Raw genomic sequence first — 20,386 nt, forward strand, 5'->3', positions numbered from 1 at the left:
GGTCGTTCCTCTGTGGCTGCCGGGCATTGAGCTCGCCTGGTCGTCGGCGAAGCCGGATGGTACAGGAGGTCTTGCCCCGGGGGTGTTTTCCCCCGCGGACCCTCAGACCCGGCGCAGCCTCTCCGCCGCGCGCTCCAGCGTCTCGTCCCGCTTGGCGAAGCAGAACCGCAGGACGGGGCCGGGCTCCACGCCGGAGAGGAACGGGGAGATCGGGATCGAGGCGACGCCGTGCTCGCGGAGGAGGCGCAGCGCGAAGTCGGCGTCTCGCTCGGCCGTGATCGCGGAGGTGTCGAGCAGCTGGAAATACGTGCCCTCGCACGGCAGCGGGCGGAACCGCGAGCCCTCGATGAGCCTTAGGAAGAGATCCCGCTTCGCCTGGTAGAAGGGCGCGAGATCGGCGGCGAGCGGGTCGCGCATCACGAGCTCGGCATACGCGTGCTGGATGGCGCCGTTCACCGCGAACGTCACGAACTGGTGCACCCGCTGGATCTCGGCCGAGAGCGCCTGCGGCGCCGCGCAATAGCCCACCTTCCAGCCGGTCGTGTGGTACGTCTTGCCGAAGGAGCTGATGACGACGGAGCGCTCCGAGAGCTCCGGATACCGCGCGAGGCTCTCGTGCCGGCGCCCGTCGAAGAGGATGTGCTCGTAGACCTCGTCGCCGACGACGAGGACGTCCCGCCCGTCCACGACGCGGGCGAGCTCGCGCATGTCGCCGGCCGACAGCATCGTTCCGGTCGGGTTGTGCGGAGAGTTGATGAGCAGGAGCCGCGTGCGCGGCGTGAGCGCGCGCCGCACCTCGTCCCAGTCGACGCGGTAGTCCGGAAAGCGGAGCGTGACGAACACGGGCGTTCCGCCGTTCAGCTGCACGGCCGGCGCGTACGAGTCATAGCAGGGCTGGAACAGGATGACCTCGTCCCCGGGCCGGACGAACGCGGTGATCGTGCTGAAGATGCCCTCGGTGGCGCCCGAGGTGATCGTGATCTCGGTCGCCGGATCGTAGCGGCGGCCATAGAGCCGCTCGATCTTCATCGCCAGCGCCTCGCGCAGGGCCAGCACGCCCTGCATGGGGGCATACTGGTTGTGGCCGGCGCGCATGTGGCGGGCGACGGCCTCCACCAGCTCCGGCGCGCAGTCGAAATCCGGGAAGCCCTGCGACAGGTTGATGGCGCCGTGCTCGTTCGCGAGCCGCGTCATCACCGTGAAGATGCTGACGCCGGTCGACGGCAGCTTCGATGGGAGCGCGGGCGTGGTCATGGCACGTCCTATATCACCCCTTCAGCCCGGCCGTGCTCCCCGGCGGCGCGCCGCGGAGCGCGAGGACCGCGACCGCCGCCGCCGAGACCAGCCTGGCTCGAGGCCGGCGCTCCGCCCGAGGCCGGCTACCGGCTTCACGCCGGTGAGCCGCGCCCGTGATAGCGTGCGTCCCGCCGGCGCGGGGGGGGGGCGGCGCTCCGTTCCTCTGCGCGCGGCGGAGAGAGAGGGGGACACCGTGCGGCTGAAGGACAAGATCGCGCTCATCACCGGGGCGAGCAGGGGAATCGGGAAGGCCAGCGCGCTCGCGCTGAGCCGGGAGGGGGCCGTCGTGGTCGGCGTGGCGCGCACCGCGGCCGATCTGTCGGCGCTCGAGGGGGAGATCCGCGCGGCGGGCGGCCGCGGGCTGATGATCGAGGCCGACGTCACCCGCGCCGCCTCCGTCGCCGCGTGCGTGGAGAGGGCCGTTGGCGAGCTCGGGAGGGTCGACATCCTCGTCAACAACGCGGGCATCGGCGGATACCGGCCCTTCCTCGAGTGGTCGGAGGACGACTACGACCGCATCATGGCGACGAACGTGAAGGGGACATGGCTGTTCTGCCGCGAGGTCATCCCCCACATGCGCCGCCAGGGCGGCGGCCACATCATCAACGTCGCGAGCGTCGCCGGCCTTCAGGGCTATCCGAGCGAGGCCATCTACTGCGCCTCCAAGTTCGCGCAGATGGGCCTGACCCAGGCGCTCGATCGCGAGTTCTGGCAGGAGAACATCAAGGTGAGCGCCGTCTGTCCGGGCGGCGTCGAGACCCACTTCGCCCTCGGCGACGGGCGCACCGCCGGCTCGGAGCGCATGCAGGGCTTCTCCACGCCGGAGGACGTGGCCGAAGCCGTGGTGCTCGCCGCGCTGCCGCGGGACCGCTCGCGCATCGTGCAGATCGTCATGCGGCCGATGAACGAAGCCACGTAGAGCGTGGGCTCGCCCCGCGCGCCGCCGGGCGCGCTCAGACCGCGGCGCGCGGCCTCGCCAGCGTCTCCCATGCTGCCATCGCGCAGTCGACGATCGCCCGGAGCGCCTCGCGCGAGGCGCCGTCGCGGGCCTGGAGGGAGAGGCCCTGGAGCACGGTGGTGTAGAAGGCGGCGAGCGCCGCCGTGTCGGTGCCCGCCGGCACGTCGCCCTCGACGACGCCGCGATCCAGCCGGCGCCGGAGCGCGTCGAGCGCCGCCCGCCGGCACGCGGCCAGGTAGGCGCGCACGCGCTCGTTCTCCGGCGTGCCGAGCGTCGCGGCGAGCACGACCATGCAGCCGCTCGGCTTGCCCGGCGTCACGTACCCCTCGACGTTGCCGCGCAGCATCGCCTCGACCGCCCTGCGCGCCGTCGGCTCGTCGCGCAGGGCCCGGTTCGTCGTCGCGCCCTCGACCTCGGTGTAGAGCTCAACGGCCTCGCGAAACAGCGCCTCCTTGCAGCCAAACGCGGCGTAGAGGCTCGGCGAGTTGATGCCCATCGCGGCCGTGAGATCGCTGAGCGAGGTGCCCTCGTAGCCCCGCTCCCAGAACACCTCCATCGCCCGCCGCAAGGCGGCGCTCCGATCGAAGCTGCGAGGGCGACCTCGTCCGACCATCATCGAGACCTTTCTGTAGTTCTGTGACAATCGATAAAAAAAGGATTGACCACCGGTCACGGGACAGACTATACATTCTGTATCGATCTGTACAGAAAAGAGGCAACCATGGCGGAGTTTGCAGGCAAGGTGGCGCTGGTGACCGGGGGCAGCCGCGGGATTGGCGCGGCGATCGTCAAGCGGCTGGCGCGGGGCGGGGCGGATGTGGCGCTGACGTACGTGAGCGCCGCGGACAAGGGGCGCTCGGTGATCGCCGACGTCGAGGCGGCCGGTCGGCGGGGGATGGCGATCGCGGCGGATACCGCGGATCCGGCGGCGATCGTCGGCGCGGTCGAGCGGACGGTGGCCGAGTTCGGCAGGCTGGACATCCTCGTCAACAACGCCGGCGTCGCCATCATGGCGCCGATCGAGGCCGTGACGCTCGCGGACCTGGACAAGACGCTGGGGATCCATGTTCGGGGCGTCTTCCTCGCCTCGCAGGCCGCGGCGCGGCACATGGGCGCCGGCGGGCGCATCATCAGCATGGGCAGCTGCCTCGCCGACCGGGTGCCGGGGCCGGGAATCGCGCTGTACTCCATGAGCAAGTCCGCGCTGATCGGCCTCACGAAGGGCCTCGCCCGCGATCTCGGGCCGCGCGGCATCACCGCCAACCTCATCCAGCCCGGCCCGATCGACACGGACATGAACCCGGCCAACGGCGCTGGGGCGGATATGCAGCGGAGCATGCTCGCGCTCGGTCACTACGGCAGCACCGACGACATCGCCGCCACGGTCGCTCACCTTGCCGGCGAAGGCGGGCGCTTCATCACCGGAGCGACGATCACCATCGACGGCGGGTTCACGGCCTGAGGGGGCCGCGCGGCCCGCCATGGCGCCGCCACCCGCTCGATGTGCATGACGCACGCGGGTATCCCGTAATCTCGGTCTTCTCCTCGCTGGCACGCGATCTGCCGTGCGTGCGATGCATGGGAGACGCGGACATCACCTTGCGCCACCTCGCCCGGAGGCGCCCCGGGGACCTGGCGCGCGCCTTCGTCCCGGAGGGCCATCACACCGAGGTCGTCGGCTGGGTGGACAGCCAGGTCACGAACATCGAGCGCCGCCTCGACAAGGCGCTGCGCCTGCAGGTCGACGGCGAGCCGCGGGTGCTGCATGTCGAGTTCTGCTTCGCGCTCCGTGACGACGTGCCGGATCGCGTCCTCGAATACCTCGGCTTCCTCTTCGCCGCGCTCCGCCTCGAAGCCCCCGGTGAGCCTGTGCCGCCGATCGAGAGCGTCGTTGTTGTCCTCTCGGGCAGAAAGCGGCGCTTGCGCGCGACGGGCCAGCGCTGCACCGCGTGGCCAGGTCGGCCGTTCAGCGGGACGCACTTCCGCGTGGACGCCGTCTACCAGCGCACGGTCGCGGAGCTCCGTGCGCGCGGCAGCGTGCTCTGGCTGGTGTTCGCCCCGCTGGCGCGGGACGCGACCGCGGCGGCGCTGCGGGAGGTCGTCGCAGAGATCCACGCGGGGGCGAAGGCCGCGGCGGAGCGGGCCGAGCTGTACACGGCGCTGCTGGTGATGGCCGCGATCGATCCCTGGGGGCATAATCTGCGGAAGGAGCTCATCGACATGGTGGAGGACAAGGAAGAGGGGCTGCTCCGGCGCACGCCGATCATCGGAGAGATGATCATCGAGGCCGAGCGACGAGGTGAGTTGCGAGGCGAGCTGCGAGGCGAGCTTCGTGGTGAAGAACGAGCGCAGGAGGCGATTGCAGAGCTGCTTGGCCGCCTCTTCGCGCGGCGGATCGGGCGACGGCCGACGGCGGAAGAAGAGCGCTCGATCCTCGAGCGAGCCCGCGCGAACGGCCCGGGTGAGGTCACGGATGCCTTGCTCGATCTCGAGGGCGAGGCGCTGGTTCGCTGGCTCGCGGAGCCGATTCGCCGCTCGTGAGCTCTCGCATGAGGAGCGGAGACCGGGCACGTGGCCGTCGCGCGGCGCCCCGCCCGGGGCGACAGGGTTCAGGCCGGTCGCGCCGCCCTCAGAGCGACTCCAGGTAAGCGACCAGGGCGCGCCGATCCCCCGCTGACAGGTGGGCCGTGTGGCCCATGGACCCGTCCACCCCCTCGATCAGCGCGAGCAGCGTCGGGTAACGGCCGTCGTGGTAGTACGGCGCGGACCGGCCCACGAAGCGCAGCGAGGGCGTCTCGAAGGAGCGCTCCGTCTCGAACCGCGTCGCGCTCCGCACGTCGTGCCGCGCGCCGTCGGTGGTCAGCTCGTCGCCGACATGGCAGCTCGAGCAGCCCGCCTCACGGGCCTGGAAGAGCTCCTCGCCGCGCGCTGCGAGCGCCGAGCGGGCGCCGGCCGCCGCGGCTGCAGTCTCTGCGGCCGCCGCTTCTGCGGCGCCGGCCGGCGCCGCCACGAGCGCGGCGCGCTCCTCGGCCGTGAGGACCGCCGCCTCGGCGGGCGGCTCCATGCCGCGGAGGTACGCGAAGATGGCGTCGCGCTCCTTCGCGCTCAAGCCGGTGCCCGCGAGGCGGGACATGGTGCGGGCGAAGTGGCTCTCCAGGTCCTTCTTGCCGCCTTCCCAGCCGTACGGGGCGGTGCCATCGAGCCGCCCCATGAGCATCGGTGTCTGGCGCGGGCCCTCCGGCGTCGACCAGGTGAGCGCGTCGTCGCGGCCGTCGGGGTGGCAGCTGGCGCAGGCGCGGCCGTCGAACGCGATGCGACGGCCGCCGGCCGCGTGGAAGAGCCGCTGGCCCTCCGCGCGCTGCTCGTCGAGGCGCGACGCGCGGGGCAGGGCGATGACCGGCAGCTCGCCGGTGAGCTCCTTGCCGGTGGCGCTGATCGAGGCCTGCCCCGGCGCGCGCGCGGCGGGCAGGATCGTCAGCGCGCCGTCGAACCGGGAGAAGACCACGGCGCGCCGGCGCGCGCTGTCGACGGCGACGGCGGTGGGCCCGGCGCCCACGCGGGCGCGGAAGAGCTCGCGATCCCGCACCGATCCGGTCCGCGGTGGCTTGCCGGGGATCTCGGCGCGGGCGTCGTAGGCGATCACCTGGTCGTGGCCGAGGCAGGTGACGAGCAGGACCTCATCCCCGGGCTCGAACGCTGCCGCGCGCGGGAGCCGGCAGCCGCGGAGCCCGAGGTGGGCCGAGACCGGCGGGACGTCCGCGTGTTCGCCCATCGCGTCGACGACAGCGATGTGCTCGATCGCGGTCTGGACGAGCGCGCTGCCATAACCTCCGGCGCCCGTCGTGGGCCCCGGATCGACGAGCGCGATGGGCGCGAAGACCGCGCCGCTCGCCGAGCGCGCCAGCGCGAAGCCCTGGGATCCGCGGCGATCCACGTTCACCGTCGGGCGGCGCATCTGGAACGGCGCCCCGTCTTCCAGATCGAAGGGCACTTTCCGCGAGGGCCCGCTCGAGCTGCGGGGGAACGGCGCCGCGGGCTTCGACGTCGATATCCGGGCGCGCCGCTCCACCCCGTCGGTCGACAGCTCCCGCGCGCCCGTCGGCGCGCCGCCTTCGTCGAGCGTCACGACGCTGATGCGGCCGCCGACCGCGTGGGAGACGAACGCGCGCCGGCCGTCGCTCGACGCGACGACCGCGCTGGGATCCCGGGCGAGCGGGAGCTCGCCGGTGCGCCGGAGGTCGGCGGTCGCGAGGCTGGTCAGCGCGTGGCCCCACCGGCTCGCGACGAGCAGCGTGGCGCGGTCCGGCGTCATCGCGAGGCCCACCGGCTCGCTCGCCACGGGCACCAGGCACCTTCGCTCGAGCGGGGCGGCAGGGCCCACCGGCTCCAGCACCTCGAGCAGGGCGCGGTCGCGCAGCGAGGCCACGACGCGGCCGTCACCCAGCACGATCACCTGCGCGGGCCGGCCCGCGAGCGGCGTGCGCGCGAGGGCGGCGCGGGCGTCGATGTCGACGGTGTGGAGGGCGGCGTCGTCCTCGTCGGCGACGAAGGCGAGGGTGCGTCCGCCGAGGTCCGCGAGGGCGACGCCGGAGCCGGCGTGGGTCGAGTCGAGGGGCGCGGGCGCCGGGCCCGCCGCGCGCCGGGCGCAGGTGGGCGGCGGCGGCGCCTTGGCCGCGACAGGGGGGCTGGGCGGCGGCGCCGGGGCCGGGTCGCGCGGGGAGGGGGCGCAGGCGAGGGCGAGGAGGGCGAGGGCGGTCGGAGCGGCGGCTCTCATGCCTGGACCATCGGCCCAGCGGGCGAGAGTGTGACAGGGGCATCGCCGCGGGGTCGTCGCTCGCCTGGCCTGGCCGGGCCGGGCTGGAGCTCCGGAGGATGAGCCTGCCTGCTTTCGCGAAGGGTCTACACTGGATGCATGCCCCTCAGCGACGACATCCCCGAGTGGAAGGCGCTGCGCGACACCATGAGCGATCTGGTGGCCCGCGCCGGCGCCGCCGCCGCGGCCGTGATCGATGAATCGAACAACATCTGGTGTGCCTGGCCGGTCGCGCCCACGGTGCTCCCGCTCGCCGCGCGCTTTGCCGAGCGGGAGATGGCCGCTCGGTCGGGTCCACCCTTGCGGCGGGGCGGCCGGCTCCGCGTGGCTCGCCCCGCCGCTCCTCCCGAGGACTCGTACCTCGCCGAGTCGTTCGGAGGGATTTACGTGCTGGTGCTGTGGTTCAAGGCTCCGTTCGACGCGGATTTCCAGCGCGCGCGTTTGCGGCGCGAGCTCCCCCGGATCGAGGCGCAGACGGTCGCGCTGCCGCCTCCGGATGGGCCGGAGGCCGGCGAGGGCGCTGCGAGGATGCGCATTCCATAGATCAGATGGGCGCGTGGGCATCGTGAATCCGGGACTCGAGTGGCCAACTGGGACGCTTGACAGCGCGGGTCAGGCGTCGGATACGCTATTTATCCACCAGGCGTGGGAGCGGCGCGACGGGGCTGGGTTGGAGCTCAAGGCGCTCCACGCGCCGGACCCGCATCGACACGGAACGGTTCTCGGATCGGAGAAGCAAGCATGTCAGATGCTCTAGGAGAGCTCGTCAAGCCCGTCATCGTCGGCCGCTCCAGCTCGCACTTCACGCGTGTGACGCGGATCTTCGCCTCGGAGATGGGGGTCGACCATTCGCTCGAGGTCGTGCGGGACCTCATGTCGTCCAACGCGGCGGACTACGGGGGCAACCCCGCGCTCAAGATGCCGGCTCTCCGGACATCCCGCGGCGTGTGGTTCGGCGCGCTCAATATCTGCCGTGAGCTGTCGCGGCAGTCGAAGCGCGCGGTACGCACGGTATGGCCGGAGGACCTCGACCAACCCCTGCTCGCGAACGCCCAGGAGCTCGTCGTTCATGCGATGGCGACGGAGGTCGGGCTGATCATGGCGGGCGCCGCCGGGGCCGGCGACGGAAGCGCGCACCATGCCAAGCAGCGAAAGAGCCTCATGAACACCATGTCATGGCTGGAGGACAACGCGGGTCACGCGCTCGCCGCGCTCCCGCCGGACCGGGATCTGAGCTATCTGGAGGTCGCGCTGTTCTGCCTCGTCACGCATCTGGAGTTCCGGCGCGTCCTGCCGACCGATCCCTATCCCGCGCTGAACGGCTTCTGTCGAGAGTTCGCGGCGCGGGCGTCCGCCGGCGAGACCACCTACAGGTTCGACCCCTGAGCGCAGCCCGCCATGGCGCCGCCACCCGCCCAGCGCGCATACCTCATGCTGGGAGCCCGTGATTTCGGCCTCCTCCTCCCTGGCATGCGATCTGCCGGGGACGCCACGCATGGGAGACGCCGATATCGCCTTGCGCCATCTCGCCCGGAGGCGCCCCGGGGACCTGGTGCGCGCCTTCGTCCCCGAGGGCCATCGCACCGAGGTCGTCGGCTGGGTGGACAGCCAGGTCACGAACATCGAGCGCCGCGTCGACAAGGCGCTGCGCCTGCGGGTCGACGGCGAGCCGCGGGTGCTGCACATCGAGTTCTGCTACGCGCTCCGTGAGGACGTGCCGGATCGCGTCTTCGAATACCTCGGCTTCCTCTTCACCGCGCTCCGCCTCGAAGCCCCCGGTGAGCCTGTGCCGCCGATCGAGAGCGTCGTCGTGGTCCTCTCGGGCAGGAAGCGGCGCTTGCGTGCGACGGGCCAGCGCTCTACCGCCTGGCCGGGGCGGCCGTTCAGCGGCGCGCACTTCAGGATCGATGCCGTCTACCAGCACACGATCGGCGAGCTCCGTGCGCGCGGCAGCGTGCTCTGGCTGGTGTTCGCCCCGCTGGCGCGGGACGCGACCGCGGCGGCGCTGTGGGACGTCGTCGCGGAGATCCACGCGGGGGCGGCGACGGCCGCGGAGCGGGCCGAGCTGTATACGGCGCTGCTGGTGATGGCGGCCATCGATCCCTGGGGGCATAATCTGATGAAGGAGCTCGTCGACATGGTGGAGGACAAGGAAGAGGGGCTGCTCCGGCGCACACCGATCATCGGGGAGCTGATCCTCGAGGCTGAGCGACGAGGGGAGCAACGTGGGGAGCAGCGAGGAGAGCAACGAGGCGAGCTAAGGGGTGAGCAGCGTGGGGAGGAGAAGGCGATCGCGGAGCTGCTCGGTCGCCTCTTCGCGCGTCGGATCGGCCGACGGCCGACGGTGGAAGAAGAGCGCTCGATCCTCGAGCGAGCCCGCGCGATCGGTCCGGGCGAGGTCGAGGATGCCTTGCTCGATCTCGAGAGCGAGGCGCTGATTCGCTGGCTCGCGGAGCCGGTACGGAGCTCCTGAGCTCCCGAAAGAGCATGGCGAGCCGGTCTGTCGCACAGAAGATGGGAGTCGGGGCGGTTCCAACGGAACATCCGAGAAGCGCGTTGAACGAGCGCGCTCGCGCGTAGGGGCCGCGTGGACCGGCCCACGACACCGGCGAAGGCGCCCGCTCAGATGCCGTGGCCGAGCTCCACGCCGAGGACTCCGCTGAACCCGAGGTAGTCGTCCCGCACCACCGTGTCGAAGCCGGGGACCGCCGTGAAGCTCGCGCCCACGTAGGGCCTGAACCACGGCGCGTCGTCCGGCTGGTACCCGAGGCGCAGCCCCGCATCGACGACCACGCCGAGGAACGAGTCCTTGCCCGCGAAGAGCTCGTCCTCCCACGCGCTCACGCGGCGTCCGTCGGGCGTCTTGCGATCGTCCCCTTGCAAGTAGAAGCCGAACCCGCCGTAGCCGACCGTGATCGGGATCTGGACCGCCAGCGCTTCCGCGAAGGGCAGCCGGAACGAGAGCCCGACGTGCGCGCCCAGCATGGATCCGTCGGACTTGAGCTCGAGCGTGCGTTGCCCCTTGTAGGTCTGCCCTCCGGGCAGAGCGACCTCGAAGGTGGCCGGATTCATGGGCCCCGGCCGCGCGAGCCCACCCAGGCCGAGGCGCACCAGACCGTCGGCGAAGGTCACGCCGGCGGCGAACGCCGGCCCGTGCGACACGTGTCCTCCCAGGCCCATCACGCGCCATTCGAGGTCGACGAAGCCGCCTACCGGGACGTCCAGCGCGGGCCGGCGCGCGCTGCGCGCGTCCGCGGTCCCGGGCGGCCCGGCATCGAAGGCGCGCTCGACGTCCCCGGACCCGGCGTCCGGAGCCTGCGCGTCGGCCCGCGTGGCCCCGAGCAGGAGCGCGAGGAACGAGCTCGACGCGAGCGTCATGAGGTGAAGGCCGTGGCCACGGCGGTCAGTGAGCGACACGCGAGCCTCCTTGTCCGAAAGCGAAGCGCGCTCCGAAGGAGCCCTCGAGCATGAACTTGCCGTTGTCGCCGTTGAATCCAAAGCTGCCTCCCGCGCCGGCGTCGAGGGTGAGGAGAACGTGCTCGGACACGGCGTAGCCGGCGCCCGCCGTCAGGACCTGCGCCAGGTCGGCCAGCTCCGTCGTCGGATCGAGCTCCAGCTCGAAGCCGACGGTGGCCCCGGCGCGGAGCAGCCACGCCTCGCCGAGCGCGACGTGAGCCATCATCGACAGCTCGTCGATGTGCCGGAGCGCCGACGCGGGCGCGTCGCCGCCTCGCCCGCCGTCCCCTCCGATATCCTGGAGCGCCAGGAACCCCGTCTTGAGGCGCAGATCGAGCTCGAGCGGGCCGTGCGTCACGAGCGGCATCAGGAAGACCGCAGCGCCCGAGGCGCCGCTCGCGCCTTTCACCGTTTGCCCCCCCATGTACGCTCGCTCGAGGGCCCAGAAGGAGGCAGCGGCGCCGAGCTGCGCCCCACCCGCGAGGCGCACGCGGCCGTCGAGCTCCAGGCCGCCGCCCGTGTCCTTCCCCACGAGGCGTGATCCAAGGACGAGGCGAGCCTCCGCGGGCCCCGGATCCCCGGAATCGACGCCTCGGGGCGCGACCTCCTGCGGCGGGGATGCCCCCGTGGCCTCGGTCGCGTGGAGGCCCAAGGGTGGCAGCAGCGCGCTCAAGAACGCGAGGAGGCGGAGCAGACGGCCCCGCCTCGGCCCATCGAACGTGTGGCGAACGAGCATGCACGCAGGATGGTCAGCGCCCGCTCATGCCGGTAGCGATAGAATGCGGCTTACAGTTATTTCAATTCAGAATAAATTGAGCCATGGATCGATTCCTCGCGCTGCGCGTGTTCTGCAAGGTGGCGGACAGCGGCAGCTTCTCGCGGGCGGCGCGCGAGCTCTCCATGACGCAATCGGCCGCGAGCCGCGGGATCGCCGATCTCGAGTCGCGGCTGGGGCTGCGGCTGTTCGAGCGCACCACCCGGCGCGTCGCGCTCACCCTGGAGGGGCGCGCGTACTACGAGCAGATCGAGGAGCACGTGCGCGCGCTGGAGGACGCGGAGCTCCGCGCCGCCTCCGGCTTCGGGGACCTCGCGGGCCGCGTGAAGCTCTCGGCGCCTGGGGCGCTCGGCCGCCGCCTCCTCTTGCCGGAGCTCGTGCGGATCATGCACGAGTCGCCGGGGCTCGTCGTGGACGCCGCGCTCACCGATCAGCGGGTCGACCTCGTGGCAGGCGCGTTCGATTTCGCGCTTCGCGTCGGCGTCCGCAGCGAGCCGTCGTTCATCGAGCGAACGCTGGGGACCTCGCCCCAGTGGCTCGTCGGGAGCGCCGGCCTGTTCGCGGGCAAGCCGGCGCCGACATCCATGTCGGAGCTCGCGGCGGTGCGGGTCGTGGCGAGCGGCGGGGTGCGCGATCTCGAGAAGCTGGGGCTCTCCGTCAGGCTCACGACCGACGACATCGAGACGAACCTCAGGGCCGTGGAAGCAGGGCTCGGCGTGAGCGTGCTCCCGCGCTGGCTGGTCGCGCGTCGGGTCCAGGAAGGGCGCTTGATCCGCCTCTTGCCCAGGCTCGCGCTGCCGAGCCCGCCCCTCGTCGTCGTCTACCCCCGGCGGCTCCGGCGCGTGGCGCGCCAGGTGCTGGAGCGGATAGAGCGGCACCTCCAGAAGGAGCTCACCTTCGACGGATGAGCGCCTGTCGGGGAGGGGCAGCGCTCACAGCGACTGGTGCCCGAGGCGCACCTGCATCGACGTGTGGCGGGCGGCGAGGGCGCGGAGGAAGGCCAGGCTCTCGGCGCTCCCGGCAGGGTCGGACGAGAAATACCCGGGCTCGACGTCGTTCCGCCAGCCCCAGGCCGTGTGGCACACGTCGCCGGTGAAGAGCACCGGGCCGTCGGGCGTCCGCGCGACGTAGGCGACCGAGCCCGGCGTGTGCCCCGGCGCCGAGAGCGCGAAGAGCGAGGCGTCGCCGAGCACGTCGATCACGCGCTCGCCGCCGAAGGCCCACTCCTCGAGGGGCGCGCGGCCCTCGAGGAGCTGGTCCACGGTGGACTGGGTGAGGGCATGGAACGGGCTCTCGAACGTGGACTCGCCGGGTCCGACGAAGATCGGGACGTCGCGCGCCACGTCGGGCAGGCCGAGCACGTGGTCGATGTGCAGGTGCGTGAGGAGCACGCCGGCCAGCGCCCTCTCGCCGCGCCAGGCGCCGAGGCCGGCCTCCACCCGCAAGGCGCCGAAGTTGAGCGCCTGTCCCACGGGGCCGGTGCGGAGGGGATGGTCGCTCGCCGCGAGCGCCTGCGACGCGCCCGTGTCGATGAGGTACAAGCCCCGGGACGGGTGCGCGAGCGCGTGAAAGGTGATGTCGACCGGCTCGGCGCCGTCGGTCAGGCCGGCGGCGCGCTCGTGGGCCAGGTTGATGAGCCCGGCGCGGCTGGTCTCCCACCGCGCGCTGACGACGGTCTCGACGGTGATGGGACCCGCCTGATCGAGGAGCGCCTCCATCGCCTGCAGCCGGATCGGCTTGCCGAGCGTGGCCCTCACCGCGCCGTGCGTCGACGCCGGCGGGTCCTCGGGCGCGGGGAGCGGCTCGGCGCACGCGCCGAGCAGGAGCGCGGAGGCGAGGAGAGCGCGGGATACGAAGCGGAAGGTGTGTCTGGACATGCCGCCATTGTGTTCTCCGAAAAATGAATGGGTAATTGGCGAAAGTTGCATGTAGCCATACGTAGATGGATATCTCGTGGGACGACGCGCGGCTGTTCCTCGCGGTGGCGGAGGCAGGCAGCCTGAGCGCCGCCGCGCGCAAGCTGCAGATGACCCAGCCCACGGTGAGCCGGCGGCTCGCGGAGCTGGAGGCGTGCCTCGGCGAGCCCCTCTTCGACCGCGGCGTGGCCGGCACGGCGCTGACGGCGTACGGGGCCGGCCTCGTCGAGCCCGCGCAGCGGATGGCCGACTGGGCCGCCGAGCTGACCCGCGCGGCGGAGCGGCGGCACGCGCCCACGGGCGTGGTCCGGGTGACGGCGCCCCCCGGCGTCGCGCACGGCTTCCTCGTCCCGTTCGCGGCGGCCTTCTCGCGGCGCGCGCCGGCGATCGAGCTGCACGTCGTGTCCACGGTGCGCCCGCTCGACCTGACGAGGCGGGAAGCCGATCTGGCGCTGCGGCTGGGCGTCCCCGCCGACGAGGAGAGCGTCGCCTCGGTCGACATCGAGCTGCGCGCCTTCGCGTCGGAGCCGTACGCAGCGCGGGTGGCGGGCAAGACCGATCCCGCGGAGCTCGCCTGGATCGGCTGGGCGCCGCCGCTCGATGACCTCTCGCCGAACAGCGCGCTCGCCCGCCTGATCCCGGGGTGGCGCCCGTCGTTCGCGTCCGACGACTACCTCGTTCAGATCCGCGCGTGCGAGCTGGGGCTCGGCGCGATGATGCTCGCGCGCGAGCACCCGCGCTTCCGGAGGCACCCGCCGCTCGTGGAGCTGAAGGTGGACCTGCCGCCCGCGCGACGCCCGCTCGTCCTGCTCTGCCCGCGCAGCGCCCGCGCCATTCCGCGGGTGCGCGCGGTGCTCGAGCCGCTCGCGGAGAGCCTGCGCGCGTGGCGCCCGCCGAAGGCGAGGGGCGCTCGGCGCTGACGGCGTCGCGCGCCCGCGGGCTGGGCTATCTTCGATGGCGATGACCGCCGCCGCACACGCCCTGCCCAGAGGCCCCGCTCTGCGGATCGTCTGCGTGAACGACGTGTACTTGCTCGACAACCTCCCGCGCCTCGCGACCCTGGTGCGGCGCCACGCCGCCGCGCCCGTGGATCGCTTCATCACCGTGATGGCCGGCGATTTCCTCGCGCCGAGCCTGCTGTCGAGCCTCGATCACGGCAGGGGCATGGTCGACTGCATGAACGCGCTGCCGATCACCCACACCATCTTCGGCAACCACGAGGCCGACGTCGAGCTGCCGGAGCTCAGGGCGCGGGTGCAGGAGTTCCGGGGCACGTGGCTCAACACCAACATGCCCTCGTTCTCTCCGGCGCTGCCGACGCACGAGATCCTCGACGTCTCGAGCCCCGGCGGGCGCGCTGTCCGGATCGGCCTGCTCGGCCTGCTCGTGCACGTGCAGGGCCTTTATCGGCGGGATGCGTTCGGGGGGATCACCATCGAGCCGGCGAACGAGGCGGCCCTGCGCTGGACCCGCCGGCTCCTCCGCGACGAGGGGTGCGCGTGCGTGATCCCGATCACGCACCAGAGCCGCGACCAGGACCTCGCGCTCGCGCGGGCGCAGCGCGATCCGCGCTTTCCCGTGATCCTCGGCGGGCACGAGCACGAGGTGATGCTCGACGACGTGGACGGCTGCTGGGTCGTGAAGGCCGGCACCGACGCGGAGAGCGCTGCGATCATCGACCTCGTGTGGCCGGCCATGGCGCCGCCTGCAGGGGTGCCCGACCTGCCCGTGGTCACCGTCCGGATCGAGGAGGTCGGCGCCTACCCCGAGGATCCGGCGATGCGCGCGCGCGTCGACCGCCACATGCAGATCGTTCGCGATCTCGACGCGGCCACGCTCCTCCGGCTCCCGCCGGGGAGCGAGCTCTCGTCCGTCGGGACGCGGGTGCAGCAGACCTCGCTCGGAGCGCTGCTCTGCTCGCGGATCCGGGACGCCCTCGGGGCGGAGGGGTGCCTCTTCAACGGCGGGGGCATCCGCGGCGGTCGCGTGTACCGGGAGCGCTTCACCTACGGGGATCTCAAGGCCGAGGTGCCCTTCAGCAACGAGGTGGTGGTGACCCTCCTGCCTGGCCGCGTCGTCCGCGAGGCCGTCGCCGCGTCGCGGTCGCGCGCCCCCGCCCAGCACGCCGGTTACCTCCAGATCGACGACCGGATGGCGACGGACGCCCGCGGCGTCCTGAGCGCGATCGACGGCCTCCCGCTGGTCGACGATCGCGCGTACCGGATCGCCCTCCCGCGCGGGCTCCTCGGCGGCATGGATGACATCGCGCCGCTGGTCCACTTCGCCCAGGAGCACCCGGAGAAGGTGCCGCCGGCGGACAGCGGGCGCGAGCCAAAGCTCGTGCTCGTCGAGTCGTTCGCCGCGGACCTCGTCCGCCAGCTCGGGGCCTTCGAGACGATCGACGCCGACGGGGACGGTCGCGTCTCGGCCGAGGAGCTGAGGGCCGCCGTCTCGAGGACGACCTCCGAGACGCCGTCCGAGGTGGTCGTCGGCGAGATGATGAAGGCGCTCGATCGCGATGGCGACAAGCGCGTGACGCGCGGCGAGGTCGACGCGCTGTCCTCCTCGCCGCCCTCGGGCGCGAGGGGGCGCGATCGATCCGATCCGTGAGGGGTCTCCGCGGGCTTCCCGCCAAAAGCGGCGCTCGGGGTCGTCCAGATGGGGTCAGTCGATCCCGGTCTTCCCCGCGATCCAGTAGGCCTTGGCGCGCACCTCCCGCACCCCGGCCGCCCGGAGCACCTCCCGGGCCCGCTGGACCCACGCGCCGCCGCCGCAGGCCACCGCCGTGGCGACGCCCGCCGCGCGCTCGCGGAGCAATGCGGCGGCCTCCTCGTCGGACCCCGCAAGGTCCACGGAGACGTCGAGCGATCGCGCCGCCGCCTCCGCCGCGGGGACGTTCGCCACCCGGAGCACGGCGTGGGCGCCGAGGCGGCGCGCCGAGGCCGCCACCCCGAGCGAGGTCTCGTCGCCGGTCAGGAGGCCCACGCCTCCCAGACGGAGGGAGCGTTGCGGGCCGACGAACCGCACGACGTCGCCGGGGCGGACGGCCTCCGTCCACCGCGCGCCCGGCGCGCTCCCGTGCGCGTGGAGGAGCAGCGTGGTCCGACCGTCCGACCAGTCGATCGGGGTGTACGTCCGCACGTCGTTCGAGGGGAGGAGCACCTGGATCTTGTCGCCGGGCTGCCAGCTGCCCGTGCGCAGCCCCTCGCCCTCGAGCACCACGTGCCGGTAGAGCGGGTGGGGCGCGTCCACGGCCTGCACCTTCGCCTCGGTCAGCACCAGCCCGCCGAGGAGCCCGAGCAAGCGACCTTTTCCGGATGCCATGCGGGTCAGCGTAGTCAGGGCGACCGCGCCGGTGCGTGAAGAACCGTGAAGTCCGGAGGACCGGAGGGCGAAAGCCCTGCAGCTCGACACATCGACGGTGCGGAAGGAGTCGCAAGGCGAGGCGCCCCTCCCTCCCATGAGGGGGCCGACGGCCAGCGGCGCAGCCCGCGCGCTGCCGCGGTCCCCGTGGTGTAAGATGGGGAACCCTATGGCATCCAATCTTGCGAGCGCTGGGCGGTCCACGGCGGCGCGGGTCGCGCCGTCGCGGGTGGTGACCCTGGACGTCATCTGCGCCGGTGAGGCCCTCTGGGACCTCGCGCCTCCGGGCGGGGCCTCGCTGCGGTTCCGGCCAAGCGGCGGGGCGGTGAACGCAGCGGTCGCGCTCGCGCGGAGCGGGCTCCGCGTCGGGCTCGCGGCGGCGCTCGGCGACAACGCCCCGGGCCGGGCGCTCCTGGCGCGGGTCGCGGCGGTCGGCGTCGACGTCGCGGGTGTGGCGCTGATCCCGGCCCGCCAGGGGCTCATCGTGCTGGAGGACACCGGCGGGGCGCGGCACATGGTCGCCCACCGCGCAGAGGACGATCTGCCCCTCTCGGTGCCCGAGGGGTGGGCGGCGCCGGTGCTGCTGCTCTCGGGGATCTCTCCGGCGCTCGCGCCCATCGCCGCGCTCTGCCGCGCCGCGCGGGCCGCGCGCCGCACGGGCACCGTCGTCGTCGTCGACCTCAACGCGCGATGGCGCCTCTGGGCCGGGCGCGATCCGCGCGTGCTCCACGCCCTGCTGCGCGAGGCCGACGTGGTGCGGTGCAGCGCGGCGGACCTCGTCGGGCTGGGGCTCGACGACGCCCAGGTGCGCGCCGCCATGCGGCCGAGCGCGACCCTGGTGCTCACCCAGGGCGCAGGCGCAGCCCGCGCCGCCGGCCCCTTCGGCGAGATCGCGCTCGCCCCGCCCGTCGTGGCCCAGGCCCGCGCGGCGGGCGCGGGCGACGCGTTCACGGCCGCGATCTGCGCCGAGATCGCCCGCGCCGGCGACCACGGGCCGGAGCGCTCCGATCTCTGGGCCCGCGCGATCCAGCGCGGTCACGCCGCGGCGAGCGCGAAGGTCGGCCGGCGTTGAGGCCGGGCTCCCCCGGCGGAGAGCGCGGTCACGGGCCCTTCGGCCTGCGCACCAGCGCCCCCGTCGCGGGCCCGCCGTTCCACGCGAGGCTGAAGTAGACGTTCGTCCCGTCGACGGCGATGCCCCACGGGTAGCTCAGGTTGCGCGCGTGCGTCGCGAGATCGCTCCCGTCGAGCCGCGCGCTCTGCACCTGGCCGTCGGCCTCCCGCGCGGTCGTCCAGAAGACGCGCGCGTCGTCGAACGCGAGCTGCGCGGGGATCTGCGGCAGATCCTGGACGACCCTGCGCAGCGGGCCCCCGGGCGAGAACGTGGCGATGCCGCGCCCCTCGATGAGCCAGAGGGCGCCGCCGCGCGCCTCGAGCCCGCGCGGGGCGACCAGCGCCTCGTGCAGCCGCTCCGGCGCGCTCGGCGGCGCCGCGTCGCGCGCCACCCGGAAGATCGCGCCGCCGGCCGCGTCGGCGCGCTGCGCGGCCACGTACACGTGGCCGGCGTCGAGCGCCACCCCGCTCGCGACGCCCGGGATGGCCGCGAGCATCACCTTCGCCGCGCCTGGCTCGGGGCCGAGCGGCAGCATGAACAGCCCGCCGTCCTCGAACGCCGGCGGCGTCCCCGCCTCGACCCAGTAGAGCGCGCCCTGGTCGACCGCGAGCGCCGTGACGCCGCGGGCGTCGGGCGCGAGCTCGGTCACCTCGCCGCCGGCCTTCGGGACGGCCGCGAGGCCGCGCGCGTGCGCGAAGTACACAGTGGCCTCGTCGAGCGCGAGCGGGCCCGGGAGCTCCTGCTCAGCCGCCAGCGCCGCCGGCGTCCCGCCGCCCGGATCGAGCCGCATGACGCTGCCGTCCGGCGGGTCGCCCGAGCCCTGGTTCGTCCAGTAGAGCCCGGTCGCATCCATCCTGAGGAACGTGGGCAGCCGGAGCTCACCGGCGAGCACGGCGGCGTCGCAGGTGCCGTTCCAGCAAGCGTCGGCGCAGGTCACGACGCAGGCCCCGCAATGGCGCGGATCCTCCGCGACGAGGACCTCGCAGCCGTTGCTGCCGTCGCCGTCGCAGTCGGCCCGCCCGGCGTCGCACGCGAGGGTGCAGGCGCCCGCGGAGCAGAGCGCCGTCGCCCCGTCGCCGCCCGCGCAGCGCGCGCCGCACGCGCCGCAGCTCTCGACGCTCGTCAGCAGGGCGGCCTCGCAGCCGTTGTCGCTGACGCCGTCGCAATCGGCGAAGCCCTCCGGGCAGAGGTCTTCGTGCGGCTCCGTGCGCCCGGGCGGCGCGGCGCTCGGCGGTGAAGAGCACGCGGCGAGCAGGAGCGCGCCGAGACCGAACAGTGCGTGACAATGGTTCGAAGGCATCGGCGTCTCCTCAGGGGTTCGGGTGGACGACAGGCAGGAACGCCACGCACATCTCGTCGAGCGTCGACTCGCCGAGGACGATGTCCTGCGGCGCGGGCAGGCGCTCCTCGATGAGCTGCGCCGCGAGCGCCGGGTTCTCCGTGGAGTTGTCGTACGTGCAGCGGAGCTCGATCGTGTCGCCCGACCGCAGCGTTGGCAGCTCGTCGATGGGCGCGTCGTAGCTGTAGAGCCGCTGCCAGTTGTAGTCCCACGCGGGCGTCTGGACGAGGCACTCGCGGTCGGCCTCATCGCCCCGCGGATCGGCGCGGATCTGGTCGACCTTGAGGTCGACGCCGGCCCGGTGCATGTGGACGCCGGCGCCGTAGATCGAGATCTCGGGGATCGGGAAGTCGATGGTGTACCGCATCCGCTCCACGTGCCCCCGGGCGCCGGCCGGGATCCGGAACTCGACGCTCCCGCGGTCGCCCGGCCCGGGCAGGAGCCCGGTGCCGTCCCGGAACGGCGCCTCGGCGTTGCCGAGCATCAGGTGCGAGAGCGCGCGGCTCGGCTTCTCGTCCATGAGGCGGAGCGCGACCCGGGTCGCGTCGGGCGAGGGCTTCTCGCCGGGCTTCGAGTGGTAGTGGACCTGCATCACGAGCAGCGCGTTCGCCGGCACCGAGATGCCGATGTCCGGCGGCAGCTCGAACGCCTGCGTGCCGGGCGCCCAGGCGCCGAGCAGCGACGGCTCGGAGAGGCGCGCGTCGCCGAAGCACTCGTAGCTGCCGCTCTCGCCGCCGAGCGCCTCGCTCTCGCGGTTCACGTCGATGAAGAGCAGCGCGTGGTGCACGACGGCGCGGCTCCCCGGCAGCACGTCGTAGCCCTGGACCCACGCCTGCTCCGTGAGCCCCGGATCGAGGACGAAGCAGCGGAAGCTGTCGGATCCCTCCGCAGCGGCGAAGGGGGCTTTGGGCGAGAGCTCGAGGTCCGTTCGCGACAGGCCTGCCGCGACGGGGGTAGTGGGGGCCGGGGCGTCCGCGGGATCCCCCTCGGGCGCGCCGGCGTCGCTCCAGGCGCGGAGCAGGGCGATCTCGTCGAGGGAGAGGTGCAGGTCCCCCCGGAACGGGCGAGGGGGCGCGCACTCGTCGGTCGGCAGGGCGCCCCACGGCGGCATCCGCCGCGCCTCGGTCTCGTCGGCGATGACCGGCGCGAGCGCCTTCGCGCTCTCGTACGAGGCCAGGCTCACCGGCGCGGTGCCGCCCTGCGCGTGGCAGCCGAGGCAGCTCTTCTGGAGCAGCGGCTCGATGTCCCTGTGGAATGTCGGGGTGCTCGCGCCCGGCGACGCCTCGGGGGAACAGCCGAGGAGGAGCGCCGTGGCGGAGGGCAAAACGAAGTGGATGAGAAGACGCATGCGGGGCGCCC

19 protein-coding genes are annotated in these 20,386 nt (G+C 73.2%); 10 read left to right on the top strand and 9 right to left on the bottom strand.

Annotated features, from left to right (window positions below; all coding sequences use genetic code 11):
- Positions 1–102 precede the first annotated feature (102 nt).
- Positions 103–1,254 carry a methionine aminotransferase gene (locus POL72_RS17375; protein WP_272096510.1) on the bottom strand — a complete coding sequence of 384 codons (1,152 nt, stop codon included), beginning with the start codon at positions 1,252–1,254 and terminating at the stop codon, positions 103–105.
- 235 nt (positions 1,255–1,489) lie between these two features.
- Between POL72_RS17375 and POL72_RS17380 the strand changes: the two genes are divergently transcribed.
- Positions 1,490–2,215, top strand: coding sequence for an SDR family oxidoreductase (locus tag POL72_RS17380; RefSeq protein WP_272096511.1), 726 nt, complete (start codon positions 1,490–1,492; stop codon positions 2,213–2,215).
- 34 nt (positions 2,216–2,249) lie between these two features.
- Here POL72_RS17380 and POL72_RS17385 read toward each other — a convergent pair whose 3' ends face one another.
- A complete protein-coding gene (locus POL72_RS17385; protein ID WP_272096512.1) occupies positions 2,250–2,870 on the bottom strand; it encodes a TetR/AcrR family transcriptional regulator in 621 nt (206 codons plus the stop codon).
- 105 nt (positions 2,871–2,975) lie between these two features.
- Between POL72_RS17385 and POL72_RS17390 the strand changes: the two genes are divergently transcribed.
- Positions 2,976–3,716, top strand: a complete 741-nt coding sequence (locus POL72_RS17390) for an SDR family NAD(P)-dependent oxidoreductase (protein ID WP_272096513.1) — start codon at positions 2,976–2,978, stop codon at positions 3,714–3,716.
- Between the two features lie 116 nt (positions 3,717–3,832).
- Complete coding sequence (locus POL72_RS17395; protein ID WP_272096514.1) at positions 3,833–4,795, top strand: hypothetical protein; 963 nt, start codon at positions 3,833–3,835, stop codon at positions 4,793–4,795.
- 88 nt (positions 4,796–4,883) lie between these two features.
- Here POL72_RS17395 and POL72_RS17400 read toward each other — a convergent pair whose 3' ends face one another.
- Entirely contained in the window at positions 4,884–7,028 is a 2,145-nt protein-coding gene (locus POL72_RS17400; protein ID WP_272096515.1) for a cytochrome C peroxidase, read from the bottom strand.
- Positions 7,029–7,166: 138 nt separating this feature from the next.
- Here POL72_RS17400 and POL72_RS17405 point away from each other — a divergent pair, with 138 nt between their 5' ends.
- The 3 genes from POL72_RS17405 to POL72_RS17415 all read left to right on the top strand — a co-directional run bounded on the left by POL72_RS17405 (position 7,167) and on the right by POL72_RS17415 (position 9,540).
- A complete protein-coding gene (locus POL72_RS17405) occupies positions 7,167–7,610 on the top strand; it encodes a hypothetical protein (protein WP_272096516.1) in 444 nt (147 codons plus the stop codon).
- 198 nt (positions 7,611–7,808) lie between these two features.
- Entirely contained in the window at positions 7,809–8,453 is a 645-nt protein-coding gene (locus POL72_RS17410; RefSeq protein ID WP_272096517.1) for a glutathione S-transferase N-terminal domain-containing protein, read from the top strand.
- A 109-nt stretch (positions 8,454–8,562) separates the two neighbouring features.
- Positions 8,563–9,540 carry an RpnC/YadD family protein gene (locus POL72_RS17415; RefSeq protein WP_272096518.1) on the top strand — a complete coding sequence of 326 codons (978 nt, stop codon included), beginning with the start codon at positions 8,563–8,565 and terminating at the stop codon, positions 9,538–9,540.
- 149 nt (positions 9,541–9,689) lie between these two features.
- On the opposite strand, the gene POL72_RS17420 is transcribed toward POL72_RS17415, so the two are convergent.
- A complete protein-coding gene (locus tag POL72_RS17420) occupies positions 9,690–10,484 on the bottom strand; it encodes a hypothetical protein (RefSeq protein ID WP_272096519.1) in 795 nt (264 codons plus the stop codon).
- Positions 10,471–11,259: a hypothetical protein gene (locus POL72_RS17425; RefSeq protein ID WP_272096520.1), complete on the bottom strand. Its 789-nt coding sequence runs from the start codon at positions 11,257–11,259 to the stop codon at positions 10,471–10,473. The genes POL72_RS17420 and POL72_RS17425 overlap by 14 nt, the downstream gene beginning before the upstream one ends.
- A gap of 83 nt (positions 11,260–11,342) precedes the next feature.
- On the opposite strand from POL72_RS17425, the gene POL72_RS17430 reads away from it, so the two are divergent.
- Positions 11,343–12,206, top strand: coding sequence for a LysR family transcriptional regulator (locus POL72_RS17430; protein ID WP_272096521.1), 864 nt, complete (start codon positions 11,343–11,345; stop codon positions 12,204–12,206).
- Positions 12,207–12,230: 24 nt separating this feature from the next.
- Here the strand turns inward: POL72_RS17430 and POL72_RS17435 are convergent, their stop codons facing one another.
- Positions 12,231–13,175: an MBL fold metallo-hydrolase gene (locus tag POL72_RS17435; RefSeq protein WP_272096522.1), complete on the bottom strand. Its 945-nt coding sequence runs from the start codon at positions 13,173–13,175 to the stop codon at positions 12,231–12,233.
- A gap of 65 nt (positions 13,176–13,240) precedes the next feature.
- Here POL72_RS17435 and POL72_RS17440 point away from each other — a divergent pair, with 65 nt between their 5' ends.
- Together POL72_RS17440 and POL72_RS17445 are read left to right on the top strand one after the other, a co-directional pair.
- Complete coding sequence (locus POL72_RS17440) at positions 13,241–14,134, top strand: LysR family transcriptional regulator (RefSeq protein WP_272096523.1); 894 nt, start codon at positions 13,241–13,243, stop codon at positions 14,132–14,134.
- Positions 14,135–14,174: 40 nt separating this feature from the next.
- Positions 14,175–15,824: a 5'-nucleotidase C-terminal domain-containing protein gene (locus POL72_RS17445; protein ID WP_272096524.1), complete on the top strand. Its 1,650-nt coding sequence runs from the start codon at positions 14,175–14,177 to the stop codon at positions 15,822–15,824.
- Positions 15,825–15,878: 54 nt separating this feature from the next.
- Here POL72_RS17445 and POL72_RS17450 read toward each other — a convergent pair whose 3' ends face one another.
- Positions 15,879–16,538, bottom strand: coding sequence for a siderophore-interacting protein (locus POL72_RS17450; protein WP_272096525.1), 660 nt, complete (start codon positions 16,536–16,538; stop codon positions 15,879–15,881).
- Between the two features lie 208 nt (positions 16,539–16,746).
- Between POL72_RS17450 and POL72_RS17455 the strand changes: the two genes are divergently transcribed.
- Positions 16,747–17,649 carry a PfkB family carbohydrate kinase gene (locus POL72_RS17455; protein ID WP_272096526.1) on the top strand — a complete coding sequence of 301 codons (903 nt, stop codon included), beginning with the start codon at positions 16,747–16,749 and terminating at the stop codon, positions 17,647–17,649.
- A gap of 28 nt (positions 17,650–17,677) precedes the next feature.
- On the opposite strand, the gene POL72_RS17460 is transcribed toward POL72_RS17455, so the two are convergent.
- Both POL72_RS17460 and POL72_RS17465 read right to left on the bottom strand, forming a co-directional pair.
- The gene (locus POL72_RS17460) at positions 17,678–18,988 is read right to left on the bottom strand and encodes a hypothetical protein (RefSeq protein WP_272096527.1); all 1,311 of its coding nucleotides are present in this window, start codon (positions 18,986–18,988) and stop codon (positions 17,678–17,680) included.
- Positions 18,989–18,998: 10 nt separating this feature from the next.
- Positions 18,999–20,375 (bottom strand): monooxygenase, encoded by a 1,377-nt coding sequence (locus tag POL72_RS17465; RefSeq protein WP_272096528.1) that lies wholly within the window; start codon positions 20,373–20,375, stop codon positions 18,999–19,001.
- Positions 20,376–20,386 lie beyond the last annotated feature (11 nt).

This window comes from Sorangium aterium, from assembly GCF_028368935.1.
In the GTDB taxonomy this organism is placed as follows: Bacteria; Myxococcota_A; Polyangia; order Polyangiales; family Polyangiaceae; genus Sorangium; species Sorangium atrum.

Excerpts from the sequence above, each read along its gene's own strand:
- POL72_RS17375 (WP_272096510.1), bottom strand. The coding sequence starts at position 1,254 with ATGACCACGCCCGCGCTCCCATCGAAGCTGCCGTCGACCGGCGTCAGC.
- POL72_RS17385 (WP_272096512.1), bottom strand. The coding sequence starts at position 2,870 with ATGATGGTCGGACGAGGTCGCCCTCGCAGCTTCGATCGGAGCGCCGCC.
- POL72_RS17390 (WP_272096513.1), top strand. The coding sequence starts at position 2,976 with ATGGCGGAGTTTGCAGGCAAGGTGGCGCTGGTGACCGGGGGCAGCCGC.
- POL72_RS17395 (WP_272096514.1), top strand. The coding sequence starts at position 3,833 with ATGGGAGACGCGGACATCACCTTGCGCCACCTCGCCCGGAGGCGCCCC.
- POL72_RS17400 (WP_272096515.1), bottom strand. The coding sequence starts at position 7,028 with ATGAGAGCCGCCGCTCCGACCGCCCTCGCCCTCCTCGCCCTCGCCTGC.
- POL72_RS17405 (WP_272096516.1), top strand. The coding sequence starts at position 7,167 with ATGCCCCTCAGCGACGACATCCCCGAGTGGAAGGCGCTGCGCGACACC.
- POL72_RS17410 (WP_272096517.1), top strand. The coding sequence starts at position 7,809 with ATGTCAGATGCTCTAGGAGAGCTCGTCAAGCCCGTCATCGTCGGCCGC.
- POL72_RS17415 (WP_272096518.1), top strand. The coding sequence starts at position 8,563 with ATGGGAGACGCCGATATCGCCTTGCGCCATCTCGCCCGGAGGCGCCCC.
- POL72_RS17425 (WP_272096520.1), bottom strand. The coding sequence starts at position 11,259 with ATGCTCGTTCGCCACACGTTCGATGGGCCGAGGCGGGGCCGTCTGCTC.
- POL72_RS17430 (WP_272096521.1), top strand. The coding sequence starts at position 11,343 with ATGGATCGATTCCTCGCGCTGCGCGTGTTCTGCAAGGTGGCGGACAGC.
- POL72_RS17435 (WP_272096522.1), bottom strand. The coding sequence starts at position 13,175 with ATGTCCAGACACACCTTCCGCTTCGTATCCCGCGCTCTCCTCGCCTCC.
- POL72_RS17440 (WP_272096523.1), top strand. The coding sequence starts at position 13,241 with ATGGATATCTCGTGGGACGACGCGCGGCTGTTCCTCGCGGTGGCGGAG.
- POL72_RS17445 (WP_272096524.1), top strand. The coding sequence starts at position 14,175 with ATGACCGCCGCCGCACACGCCCTGCCCAGAGGCCCCGCTCTGCGGATC.
- POL72_RS17450 (WP_272096525.1), bottom strand. The coding sequence starts at position 16,538 with ATGGCATCCGGAAAAGGTCGCTTGCTCGGGCTCCTCGGCGGGCTGGTG.
- POL72_RS17455 (WP_272096526.1), top strand. The coding sequence starts at position 16,747 with ATGGCATCCAATCTTGCGAGCGCTGGGCGGTCCACGGCGGCGCGGGTC.
- POL72_RS17460 (WP_272096527.1), bottom strand. The coding sequence starts at position 18,988 with ATGCCTTCGAACCATTGTCACGCACTGTTCGGTCTCGGCGCGCTCCTG.
- POL72_RS17465 (WP_272096528.1), bottom strand. The coding sequence starts at position 20,375 with ATGCGTCTTCTCATCCACTTCGTTTTGCCCTCCGCCACGGCGCTCCTC.